Raw genomic sequence first — 10,952 nt, forward strand, 5'->3', positions numbered from 1 at the left:
AGGCTGACGGCGACCGGTCCTCGCCCTCAGCTGTTGGCGTACTGAGCTTCCCCCGGTTGCCCGGATCTCGGCGGAGCCGGCCGGTCCGGTGGGTGGTAACTTCGCCCCGCGAGAGCGGGTCGACGGCAAGGGGGGCGACGGTGGCGGACTGGCTGGCGGCGCTGGACCGCCGTGCCGAGCTGCGGGCGAAGGCGGGACTGACCCGCCGGTTGCAGCCGCGCGCCGCCGGCGACACCGTGGTCGACCTGGCCGGCAACGACTACCTGGGCCTGGCCGGGCATCCCGAGGTGGTCGCCGCCGCGGCGCGGGCGCTGTCCGCGTACGGGCTGGGGGCGACCGGGTCGCGGCTGGTCCGCGGCTCCACCGACGCCCACCACGCGCTTGAGGACAGCCTCGCCGGCTGGCTCGGCACCGACCGGGCGCTGGTCTTCTCCTCCGGATACCTCGCCAATGTCGGCGCGGTCCGTGCGCTGGTGCGGCCCCGCACGCTGCTGGTCTCCGACGCGCACAACCACGCCTCGCTGATCGACGGGTGCCGCATCTCCGGCGCGGAGACCGTGGTCACCCCGCACGCCGACGTGGCCGCGGTCGCGGCGGCCCTCGCGGCCGCGCCCGGCCGCCCGGCGGTGGTGGTCACCGAGTCGGTCTTCTCCGTCGACGGCGACCTGGCCCCCCTGGCGCGGCTGCACGCGGTGGCCCGCGAGCACGGGGCGCTGCTGCTGGTCGACGACGCGCACGCGCTCGGCGTGACCGGACCGGCCGGGGCCGGCGCGGTGGCCGCCGTCGGGCTGGCCGGCGAGCCGGACGTGGTGGTAACCGCCACCCTGTCCAAGGCGCTCGGCGGCGCCGGCGGGGTGGTCGCCGGACCGGCCGAGTTCGTCCGGCACCTGGTCGAGACCGCCCGGACCTTCATCTACGACACCGCCCTGCCGCCGGCGGTGGCGGCCGGGGTGCGCGCCGCCGTCGGGCTGGCCCAGGCCGGCGACGACCTGCGCCACGAGCTGGTCGAGCGGGCCGACCTGGTGGTGGGCCGGCTGCGGGCCGCCGGCCTCGGCGTCTCCGCGCCCGACGCCGCCGTCGTCTCGGTCACCGCCCCGGGTCCTGAGGCGGCGACCGACTGGGCCGCCGCCTGCCGGGACCGGGGCGTGGCGGTCGGCTGCTTCCGCCCGCCCTCCACCCCCGACAGCCGCTCCCGGCTGCGGCTGACCATCGGCGCCGGGGTGCCCCGGGCGGACTTCGAACGCGCCCTGGAGGTCATCGTGGAATGTGCGCCGTGACGGAACAGTGGCGGGGACCGGTGCTGGTCACCGGGACCGACACCGAGGTCGGCAAGACGGTGGTGACCGCGGCGATCACGGCCGCCGCGCAGGCGGCCGGGCTGCGGGTCGCGGTGGTCAAACCCGGCCAGACCGGTACGGCCACCGGCGAGCCCACCGACGTCGAGGCAGTCACCCGGCTGGCCGCCCCGATGACCGGCCGAACCCTGGCCAGCTTCCCCGACCCGCTCGCGCCGCTGGCCGCCGCCCGGGTGGCCGAGCTGCCGCCGCTGGAGCTGTACAACGCCGTCGACGCCGTCCGCGAGGAGGCCGACAAGCACGACCTGGTGCTGGTCGAGGGGGCCGGCGGGCTGCTCGTACCGATGGGGTTGCGGCCGTCGGGGGAGCCCTGGACGGTGGCCGACCTGGCCGTGTCGTTGGGTGCCCCGGCGGTGGTGGTGGCCCGCGCCGGACTCGGCACCCTCAACCACACGGCGCTCACCCTGGAGGCACTCGACCGGCGGGCGGTGCCGGCCGGCGTGGTGATCGGCGCCTGGCCGGCCGAACCCGAGCTGGTGCACTGGGCCAACCTGAGCGACCTGCTGCCGAACCTGCTCGGCGCGCTGCCGGCCGGCGCCGGGGCGATGGACCCGGGAGTGTTCCGGCGGTCCGCCCCGGGCTGGCTGACCCCGGCGCTGTACGGCGTGCTCGACGACTGGCGCGCCTGGGCCGAGGAGATCAGCTGATCACCTGATGTCTGGCCCCGGCTGCCGGTCAGCGGCGGACGACGAAGGCGTCGGGCATCCGGAAGGTGAGGTTGTCCGGGCAGCGGGGCGGGCGGACCACGCGTACCCCGGCCAGCAGCGGCGCGACCTCCGCCACCACCGTCGCGGCCTCCATCCGGGCGAGCTGGTCGCCGACGCAGCGGTGCACGCCCGCCCCGAAGGCCAGGTGCCGGCGTGACCCGCGCTGCCCCGGCCGGAACTCGTCCGGCGAGTCGACCGTCACCGGGTCCCGGCCGGCGCGGGCCAGCCACAGCACCACGCTGGTGCCCGCCGCCACCGGCGTACCGCCCAGCGTGGTGTCCACGGCTGCGATCCGCCGCCAGGTGACGATCGGCGGCTCCAGCCGCAGCCCCTCCTCGACCACGTCGGCGACCGCCACCGAGCCGTCGCGCAGCCCGGCGAGCACCGCCGGCTCGCCGGCGAGTCGGTGCATCAGCAGGGTGAGGAACTGCGAGGTGGTCTCCTGGCCGGCGACCAGCAGGAAGAACAGCGCGCCGACCAGCACGTCGGGTGAGTGCCCGGCGGCCCGCAGCGACCCGGCCAGCCCGCCGCCGGTGGCCGCGAAGTCCCGCAGCACCTGGTGGAAACGGCCCACCTCGGTGGCGAGGGCCCGCTGCCGGTCGGCGTCCAGCGGCGCCCAGAACAGCTCCAGCGCCGCGCGGGCGAAGCCCTTCACCGCCGCGACCGGCGCGTCGGGCAGCTCGACCAGCCGGGCCAGGACCAGCAGCGGTAGGTCGGCGGCGAGGCCGGCGTGCAGGTCGACCGGCTCGCCGGTGTCCAGCCGGGCGTTCAGGTCGGCCACCCGCCGCCGGACCAGCGCGGCCAGCCAGTCCCGCTGGGCGGCCACCCGCGTCGGGTGCAGGGCGTCGGCGACCAGCGCGCGGATCTCCGGGTGGCTGGCGTCGCCGTTGTTGGCCAGCGTCGGCGGCAGCCGGAACCGGTGCGCGGCGAGCACCCGCAGTGCGGCCACCGGCATCGGGGTGACCGCGTCCAGGGCGTTGTCCGGCCGGTACGTCCCGGGGTCGGTGAGCACCTGCCGGACCAGCGCGTGCCGGGTCACCAGCAGGTGTTCGACACCCACCTGGTCGGCGACGAGGGCCACGTCCGGCCACCGGGCCTGCGGGGCCTGCTCCCAGCTGCGGAACAGCACGGCGTCACGCTAGTCGGCCGCCTTCGGCTGCCCGGCGCGCAACTGCCACACCGTGGTGCGCTTCACCCGTACGCTCTCCAGCGCCTCGCTGACCGGCACGTCGTAGCCGGCGAGTTCGTCGAAGCGGTCCCGGGGCAGGAAGGCCCGACCGGGATCGCCGACCAGCACCTGCGCCCCGGAGCGGGCGGCGCGCAGCAGGAACCGCAGCACCCGGTTGGCCATCACCTGGCTGTAGAACACGTCACCGGCGAGGACCACCTCGGCGTCGCCCGCGTCGCCGTCGAGGATGTCGCCGAGTTCGGCGTCCACGCGTACCCCGTTGGCCTCGGCGTTGAGCGCGACCGCCGCGACGGCCAGTTCGTCGACCTCCACCGCGCGGACGGTGGCCGCGCCGGCCCGGGCGGCGGCGATGGCCACCAGGCCGGAGCCGGAGGCCAGGTCGAGCACCCGGCGACCGGCGACCAGCTGCGGGTGGTCGGTGACGTACCGGGCCAGGCCCTGACCGCCGGCCCAGGCGAAGGCCCAGAACGGCGGTGGCTGGTCGCTGCGGAACTCGCCCTCGGTCAGCTCCCACAACCCGATCGGCTCGTCCGCCTGGTGCAACCGCACCTCGGGTACGAAGGCGACGGGCGCGAGCCGGGCGTGCAGCCGGACGAAGGCGGTGGAGAGCGCGGACACGTCGGTGATTGTCCACCGCCCGACCTGACGGCGTGTCGCGGGTAGGCCGTGATCGGTTCAATACCGTACGTGAAATGGGGCATCTCGCTTGACGGTTCGTGCGAACACGCCCGTCTACCCGGTGGCCTCCGCCGCTCCTAGCGTTGCCAATGGAGGCGACCAACGGGAGGACGGATCGTGAAGAGGCTGTGGCGGAACACGCTACGGATCGGGGTGGCGCTGGCCTGTCTCACCGGGGTGGACCTCGCCATGGCCACACCGGCGCACGCGGCGTTCGCCACCGAGCTCAGCGGCCTGCCGGACCAGTTCACCGCCGGGGGACGGGTGGAGACGGTCTCCGCCGTGGTGTCCCGCTCGGACCAGGGCGACTGCATCAAGGTCCGCTGGTCGATGGTGCTCGGCGTGCAGGGGCTGCGGCTGGACCAGGTCCGGGTGGACCGGATCGAGGAGACCGGGTCGTTCCCGGTGGAGGTCCGGATCGACGGTGACGTGGCCCGGTTGACCGACCGCCAGCTCGACCCGGGCACGCTCTGCCCGGGGCGTACGGTGACCGCCCAGTACCGGATCGCCTTCGCCAGGGACGTCGGCCAGGGGCAGGTCAGCCTCGCCGCCGAGGCGTACGACGTGAACCTGCAACTGCTGTCCCGCCAGACGGCGACGCGGGCGGTGGTCGGCCGGGGCGCGGTGGCCCGGCCCACCACGGCGGCGCCGACGCCGACACCGGTGCCGACCGTCGATCCGACGGAGGAGCCGGTGGAGGTCCCGACGGTGGATCCGGCCGAGGAGGACAGCGACTCTGCCGACGACGAGGGGTACGCCGGCGGGACGGCCGATCCGCCAGCCGCCGGCGCGGCGGGCAACCAGGTCTCGCAGACCGGCACCGGTATCGGCCTGACCGAGGCCGCCTTCCTGCTCGGCGGTCTGCTGCTCTTCCTCGGGGTCGGGCTGTTGCTGCGGTTGCGGCAGCTGACCCGGGAACCCGACCCGGTCGAAGCCGGTGCCGCGACCGCTGGGCGCTGGGAGCGGCAGCCCAGCCGGCGGTCGCGGTGGCGGACCGTGCCCCGCGACGGTGGTTACCCGCTGAACTGATCGGCGGCAGTCGCCGGGGCGGCGGTGGCGGCGGGTGCCGCTACGGGGTCCACTCGGGGTCGCGGCCGAAGGCGGCGATGAGCCGGTCCTGTTCGTCGGCGGCGGTGGGCAACCCGACCTCGGGGCGGGTCAGCCCGAACTGCTGGTAGTCGCCGGCGCGGCGGGTGAACCAGCGAGCGCACTCGGCGACCGCGCCGGCGTCCAGCCGGGGGTCGGCGCCGATCGCCACGGCCAGGTCCCAGCCGTGCACGAGGTGTTCGGCGATTAGCTGGTGCAGGTACTCCTCGGCGGGGGTGTCGCCGGCCGAGAGGTGAACCGTACGTTCCCGTACGCCGGGATGGGTGGCGGCCAGTTCGGCCTGGGCCGCCGCGTCGCGGGCGGCCTCGACCGGGTCGGTGCCGAGCTGGTCGCCGTCGTACCGGTCGCCGACCTCCGCGATGGTCCGGCCGGCGAACAGGGGCACGCTCCAGCGGTCCTCTCCGACCACGTGGTTGACCAGCGTGCGGACGTCCCAGTCCGCGCACGGGGTCGGGGCCGACCACTGCCCGGCGCCGACCTGTTCCACCCGGTCGGTGAACTCCACCAGGCTGCGCCGGTACGTCTCCAGCAGGTCCATGCCGTCATTGTTGCCGGCTGCGGCCCAGGCGGCGGCCGGTTCGCCCGACGGTGGCCCGGGTCGCCGCCGGTCAGTCGAGCTGCGCCGGGTCGAGCCCCAACTCGCGGGCGGTCACCAGGCGTACCCACTCGGCGAACTGCCGCCGGGAGATCACCCGCTCGTGCACCGCGATCTGCACCGCCAGGCCGTCCATCACCGCGCTGATCCGCCAGGCCGCGCCCGCCGGGTCCGCGCACTCGAAGACGCCCTCGCCGACCCCGTCGGAGATCACCGCGGCGAGGTCCTGCCGCCAGCGCAGGTCCAGCTTGCGGGAGACCTTCTCCAACTCGGGCGTACGCAGCGACTCCGCCCAGCCGTCGATCCACATCGACCACGAGGTGGGGCGTCCGGCCGGGGTGTAGAGCCGCAGGATGCGCCGGAGCTTGGTCAGCGGCGGGGCGCTGGACCGGGTGACCGCGTCCAGCCGGGCCAGATCCTGCTCGACGGCGTACGCGAAGGCCTGGGCGAGCAGCCGCTCCTTCGTGGCGAAGTGGTAGAAGACCAGCGCCTGGCTGACGCCGGCGGCCTGCGCCACGTCCGCGGTGCGGGTGTTCGCGAGCCCGCGCTGCACGATCACGTCACATGCGGTCCGCAGCAGGGCATCCAGGCGGATCTCGGCCGCACGTCTCGTCACGCCCGTCACCGTAGCCCATCGAATCGGACACAGTCAGTCACCGAAACCCGGTTGATCTGGCTTGCGACAGTCGGAAGCCGGACAGTTGCCGGCATGTAACTTTCACGTTTTGGCTGCTCACGGCCATTGCGGCCGGAGGTGACCCGTCCCGTTCCTGCCGCCCGGGCTATCGATCCAGTCTCCTAGGAAGCTCTAGGGAGGGATTTTGGACGCGCCCGGACAGGCCCCGATTTGGCAACCGTTCCATCGCTCGGCTAAAGTTCTCATCCGTCACCGGGAAACACCGGGGGCGTGCGGACGTAGCGCAGCTGGTAGCGCATCACCTTGCCAAGGTGAGGGTCGCGGGTTCGAATCCCGTCGTCCGCTCGGAGCTGCCGCCATGCGTGACGGGGGCAACCTCGGTGGGGTGGCCGAGAGGCGAGGCAACGGCCTGCAAAGCCGTGTACGCGGGTTCAAATCCCGTCCCCACCTCGGCAAGATAGCGAGGGCGATTGGCGCAGTGGGAGCGCGCTTCCTTGACACGGAAGAGGTCACTGGTTCAAACCCAGTATCGCCCACCAGTTGAACGAGCACCCAAAGGCCCGTTACCGGACATCCGGTGACGGGCCTTCTGCTGTCTGTCCCCAGCCCGGGTGGCGGCCACCATGCAAGGTGGCCGCCACCGTGGGCGTGGATCGGGCGACCGATCAGCTCCGTCGGCCCCCCGGTCACAGCGGCGGTGCGACGTCCCGGCGTTCCTCGACCCGGCGGTACTCCACCGGCTCCTCGACGGTGGAGACCACCTGGCGGCGGCGCCCCCAGACGAGGGTGGTCATGATCAGGCCGAGTACGCCGGCGGCCATCAGGATCCACCCGACCACGTCGAGGTCGAGGCCGCCGATGCTGGCGTCGATCGCGAAGGTGAGGATGGCGCCGACCGCGAGCAGGAAAATGCTGGTGCCGATACCCATGACAGCCTCCTTTGTCAGGGATGCGGTGTGCTGTCGGGGGAGATCTGTACCCCGGCGGTGATCTGCGCAATCACCCGGCCGCCGGGGGCACTGCTCGGGCGATCTTGTCATCGGGTAGAGTTGGCGCGTCCCCGGCGATACCGGGGCAGGCGGACGTAGCGCAGCTGGTAGCGCATCACCTTGCCAAGGTGAGGGTCGCGGGTTCGAATCCCGTCGTCCGCTCGCGATCCGTCCACACCTGCGGGTGTGGGTGGTCTCCACGGGCGATTGGCGCAGTGGGAGCGCGCTTCCTTGACACGGAAGAGGTCACTGGTTCAAACCCAGTATCGCCCACCAGAAATGCGTTCTCATTATCTGCCCCGGTCTCAGGGGCGTTCCGCCTGATGAGGGTCATCGGTCTGCGCGGTCGTCGCGGCCAGGCTGGCGAGCAGTCGCAGGCTGTCCCACGCGGGGGTGCCGGGTTCGGCACTGTAGGCGGTCAAGGTCAGGCCGGGGTCGGCCGGCATCGGCATGGCCTCGAAAGCGAGGTCGAGCCGACCGACCACGGGGTGACGGAAGTGTTTGAACCCGGTGTAGTGCAGGCGTACGTTGTGCGCCGCCCATCGGTTGCGGAAGTCGTCGCTGCGGGTGGCGAGTTCGCCGACGAGGTCGGTCAGTGCCCGGTCGTACGGGTCGCGGCCGGCTTCGGTGCGTAGCAGGGCGACGGTGGTGCTGGCGGCGTCGTCCCAGTCGGGGTAGAAGTCGTCGGCGCGCGGGTCGAGGAAACAGAACCGGGCCAGGTTGACCGGCCGGCCGGGGACGTCGAAGGCCGGTGCGTAGAGGGCCTGCCCGAGGCGGTTGACGGCGAGCACGTCGAGACGCCCGTTGCGGACGAACGCGGGAGCGTCGGTCATCGCGTCGAGCAGGCTCTGCACGCCGGGGCGGATCTGCTGCCTGGCCGGTCGCCGCCGGGTGCGCGCGGTCGTGTTGGCGGCGCGGGCCAGGTCGTACAGGTGGGAGCGCTCGGCCTCGTCGAGTTGCAGGGCGCGGGCGATGGCGGCCAGGACGCTGTCGGAGACGCCGGTGAGGTTTCCGCGTTCCAGCCGGGTGTAGTAGTCGGGGCTTACCCCGGCCAGCATCGCGACCTCGGCCCGGCGCAACCCGGCGACGCGACGGGTGCCGCCGTAGTTGGGCAGCCCGGCCCGTTCGGGCGTGATCCTGGCTCGCCGGGAGGCCAGGAACTCGCGGATGTCGTTCCGGTGGTCCACGACAGCCACGCTACGACCCGCGCCGTGGGCCTGGGGGGTTCTGTCATTACCTGCCTCGACAAGCCCTCCCACGGCGCGCGGACAGCCGGTTACCTGGGTCTGGCCTGTTGCGACGGCTGACCCCGTCCGCCGGCACGCCATTTCGAAAATGTGCGATTTCCGCATCCGTTGAGAGGAATCCAGTGATGCGTGGAACTGTCATTCACGCCCCCGGCGACGTGCGGCTCGAAGATCGCGCCGACCCTCGTCTCATCGCGCCGACCGACGCGATCATCCGAATCTCCGCCGCCTGCGTCTGCGGCTCCGATCTGTGGGACTACCGCGGCGTGAACCCGGTCACCCAGCCCGTGCCGATGGGCCACGAGTACGTCGGCGTCGTCGAGGAGGTCGGCAGCGACGTCGCCACGATCAAGCCGGGCCAGTTCGTCATCGGGTCGTTCTTCGCCTCCGACAACACCTGCCCGAACTGCCGGGCCGGCTACCAGACCTCCTGCATACACCGGGAGCTGGTGGGCGGGGCCCAGGCCGAGGCGCTGCGCGTACCGCTGGCCGACGGCACCCTGGTCGCGACGCCGGATCTCCCGGCGCCGGAGCTGATCCCGAGCCTGCTCACGCTGTCGGACGTGATGGGCACCGGCTGGTTCGCCGCCGTCGCGGCCCAGGTCAAGCCCGGTCAGACCGTCGCCGTCGTCGGCGACGGCGCGGTCGGGCTGCTCGGCGTCCTGGCCGCCAACCGGTTCGGCGCCGAACGCATCATCGTGATGAGCCGCCACGAGACCCGGCAGAAGCTCGCCACCGAGTACGGCGCCACCGACATCGTCACCGAACGCGGCGACGAAGGCGCGGCCCGGATCAAGGAGCTGACCGGCGGCATCGGTGCCGACGCCGTACTCGAATGCGTCGGCACCGCCGAGTCCATGCGCCAGGCTGTCGCGTCCACCCGGCCCGGCGGGTACGTCGGCTACGTCGGGGTCCCGCACGGCGTGCGGCTCAACGGCGAGGAACTGTTCTTCACGCACGTCGGGCTGCACGGCGGTCCGGCGCCGGTACGCCGGTTCCTGCCCGAGCTGATCGACCTGGTGCTGAAGGGCGACATCAACCCGGGCAAGGTCTTCGACCTCACCCTGCCGCTCGACCAGGTCGCCGAGGGCTACCGGGCGATGAGCGAACGGCGCGCCATCAAGGCGCTGCTGCAGCCCTGACCCGCGCCGACCACGTCGGCACCGCCCCGCTCACCGTTGAAGCCATCGACTGACGAGAGGAGAACCACCATGGAACTCAAGCCCGTCCCAGCGACCACCAGAGGGCCGGCGACGACCTTCACCGGAGACGTGTACGTCGACCTCGTCTACCGCGGTGAGGAGCCGTCGAGGATGATCGTCAGCCGCGTCCGTTTCACCCCCGGTGCCCGTACCAACTGGCACTCCCACACTCTCGGCCAGACCCTGCACGTCACCGAGGGCGTCGGCCTGGTGCAGACCCGGGACGGCCGGACCATCACCCTGCGTCCCGGGGACACCGTCCACACCCCGCCCGGCGAGGAACACTGGCACGGGGCCACCGCCGGCAACCTGATGAGCCATCTCGCCATGTTCGAGGGCGACGGCAGCGGCGACGGAACCAGTTGGCGCGAACCGGTCACCGACGAGCAGTATCACGCCGCCCACCAGCAGTGACCTGCCCGGTTATCGGGTCGCGGACGGTTCGGCGTCGGGCAGTGCGAAGCGCCAGCCGTGGGCCCGCAGCGCCGGAATCACCCGGTCGACGGCGTCGACGGTCTGGCTCCGGTCGCCGCCACCGTCGTGCAGCAGCACCACCGCGCCGGGGGCGACGCCCTCGGTGAGGTGCCGGACCAACTCGTCAGTGCCGGGCGGCTCCCAGTCGGTCACCGCCAGCCGCCAGCCCATCGGCCGCATCCCCAGCGCGGTCGCCACGGTGGGGGTCTGGCCCCAGGCGCCGTACGGGGCCCGGAAGTAGGGCACCGGGGCGTACGGCACGGCCTGCCGGATGACCGCGTTGGTCTGTAACAGGTCCGAGGCGATCCGGCCAGCGGTCCATCCGCTCATGTCGTCGTGGTGCATGCCGTGGTTGCCCAGCGCGTGCCCGGCGGTGGTGATCCGGCGTACCACGTCGGGATGCTCGGTGACGCGGTCGCCCTGGAGGAAGAACACCGCCCGGACCTGGTGGGCGGCCAGGACGTCGAGCAGCCGCGGGGTGTGCACCGGGTGCGGTCCGTCGTCGAAGGTGAGGCAGAGGACGTGGTCGGTGCCGATCGCCTCTACGGGCCGTACCGTCGCAGCCGGCCCGGACCAGGCGCGGTGTGCTGCCAGCTGGTGGTGGGTGCGGGGTGCCATCGGTCAGACCTTCCGGGTTGGCGTTTCGAGGGATCGGTGGGCCGGGTGGAGCTGCGCGCTCCTGGAGCTGCCGGACTTCCGCGACTACGCCGTCGACGTGCCCCACCCCGGTGCGACGGTCACCGGCGCCACCGGTGAGCTCGGCAAGTGGGTC

At 73.1% G+C, this 10,952-nt stretch carries 12 protein-coding genes and 5 tRNA genes; 10 read left to right on the top strand and 7 right to left on the bottom strand.

The annotated features are described in order from the left end of the window. The first annotated feature begins 140 nt into the window (after nt 1-140). Nucleotides 141-1,277 (top strand): 8-amino-7-oxononanoate synthase, encoded by a 1,137-nt coding sequence (locus tag AB0M52_RS22855; protein WP_363957053.1) that lies wholly within the window; start codon nt 141-143, stop codon nt 1,275-1,277. After that, complete coding sequence (gene bioD, locus AB0M52_RS22860; protein WP_363957056.1) at nt 1,265-2,002, top strand: dethiobiotin synthase; 738 nt, start codon at nt 1,265-1,267, stop codon at nt 2,000-2,002. The genes AB0M52_RS22855 and bioD overlap by 13 nt, the downstream gene beginning before the upstream one ends. A 28-nt stretch (nt 2,003-2,030) precedes the next feature. Here bioD and AB0M52_RS22865 read toward each other — a convergent pair whose 3' ends face one another. Then, nucleotides 2,031-3,191, bottom strand: a complete 1,161-nt coding sequence (locus AB0M52_RS22865) for a cytochrome P450 (protein WP_363957059.1) — start codon at nt 3,189-3,191, stop codon at nt 2,031-2,033. 9 nt (nt 3,192-3,200) lie between these two features. Further along, nucleotides 3,201-3,869: a 50S ribosomal protein L11 methyltransferase gene (locus AB0M52_RS22870; protein WP_363957062.1), complete on the bottom strand. Its 669-nt coding sequence runs from the start codon at nt 3,867-3,869 to the stop codon at nt 3,201-3,203. A gap of 177 nt (nt 3,870-4,046) precedes the next feature. Here AB0M52_RS22870 and AB0M52_RS22875 point away from each other — a divergent pair, with 177 nt between their 5' ends. After that, on the top strand, nt 4,047-4,958 hold the full coding sequence (locus AB0M52_RS22875; RefSeq protein WP_363957065.1) for a hypothetical protein: 912 nt from the start codon (nt 4,047-4,049) through the stop codon (nt 4,956-4,958). A gap of 40 nt (nt 4,959-4,998) precedes the next feature. On the opposite strand, the gene AB0M52_RS22880 is transcribed toward AB0M52_RS22875, so the two are convergent. Then, a complete protein-coding gene (locus AB0M52_RS22880) occupies nt 4,999-5,574 on the bottom strand; it encodes a TIGR03086 family metal-binding protein (RefSeq protein ID WP_363957068.1) in 576 nt (191 codons plus the stop codon). A 70-nt stretch (nt 5,575-5,644) separates the two neighbouring features. Then, entirely contained in the window at nt 5,645-6,247 is a 603-nt protein-coding gene (locus AB0M52_RS22885; RefSeq protein ID WP_363957071.1) for a TetR/AcrR family transcriptional regulator, read from the bottom strand. A gap of 293 nt (nt 6,248-6,540) precedes the next feature. Between AB0M52_RS22885 and AB0M52_RS22890 the strand changes: the two genes are divergently transcribed. The 3 genes from AB0M52_RS22890 to AB0M52_RS22900 all read left to right on the top strand — a co-directional run bounded on the left by AB0M52_RS22890 (nt 6,541) and on the right by AB0M52_RS22900 (nt 6,807). Beyond that, nucleotides 6,541-6,613: transfer RNA gene (locus AB0M52_RS22890), tRNA-Gly, on the top strand. Nucleotides 6,614-6,647: 34 nt separating this feature from the next. Further along, nucleotides 6,648-6,718: transfer RNA gene (locus tag AB0M52_RS22895), tRNA-Cys, on the top strand. 14 nt (nt 6,719-6,732) lie between these two features. After that, nucleotides 6,733-6,807, top strand: a tRNA-Val gene (locus AB0M52_RS22900). 147 nt (nt 6,808-6,954) lie between these two features. Here the strand turns inward: AB0M52_RS22900 and AB0M52_RS22905 are convergent. Further along, nucleotides 6,955-7,197, bottom strand: a complete 243-nt coding sequence (locus AB0M52_RS22905) for a DUF6458 family protein (protein ID WP_363957074.1) — start codon at nt 7,195-7,197, stop codon at nt 6,955-6,957. Between the two features lie 149 nt (nt 7,198-7,346). Between AB0M52_RS22905 and AB0M52_RS22910 the strand changes: the two genes are divergently transcribed. Both AB0M52_RS22910 and AB0M52_RS22915 read left to right on the top strand, forming a co-directional pair. After that, nucleotides 7,347-7,419: transfer RNA gene (locus AB0M52_RS22910), tRNA-Gly, on the top strand. 39 nt (nt 7,420-7,458) lie between these two features. Then, a tRNA-Val gene (locus AB0M52_RS22915) sits at nt 7,459-7,533 on the top strand. Nucleotides 7,534-7,562: 29 nt separating this feature from the next. Here AB0M52_RS22915 and AB0M52_RS22920 read toward each other — a convergent pair. Next, nucleotides 7,563-8,444, bottom strand: coding sequence for a helix-turn-helix transcriptional regulator (locus AB0M52_RS22920; RefSeq protein ID WP_363957077.1), 882 nt, complete (start codon nt 8,442-8,444; stop codon nt 7,563-7,565). A 185-nt stretch (nt 8,445-8,629) separates the two neighbouring features. On the opposite strand from AB0M52_RS22920, the gene AB0M52_RS22925 reads away from it, so the two are divergent. Beyond that, a complete protein-coding gene (locus AB0M52_RS22925) occupies nt 8,630-9,646 on the top strand; it encodes a zinc-dependent alcohol dehydrogenase family protein (RefSeq protein ID WP_363957080.1) in 1,017 nt (338 codons plus the stop codon). A gap of 69 nt (nt 9,647-9,715) precedes the next feature. Beyond that, nucleotides 9,716-10,120, top strand: a complete 405-nt coding sequence (locus tag AB0M52_RS22930; protein WP_363957083.1) for a cupin domain-containing protein — start codon at nt 9,716-9,718, stop codon at nt 10,118-10,120. A gap of 9 nt (nt 10,121-10,129) precedes the next feature. Here AB0M52_RS22930 and AB0M52_RS22935 read toward each other — a convergent pair whose 3' ends face one another. Next, entirely contained in the window at nt 10,130-10,798 is a 669-nt protein-coding gene (locus tag AB0M52_RS22935; protein ID WP_363957086.1) for a polysaccharide deacetylase family protein, read from the bottom strand. Nucleotides 10,799-10,952: the final 154 nt, after the last annotated feature.

The organism is Micromonospora sp. NPDC051296 (assembly GCF_040682255.1).
Classification (GTDB): domain Bacteria; phylum Actinomycetota; class Actinomycetes; order Mycobacteriales; family Micromonosporaceae; genus Micromonospora; species Micromonospora craterilacus.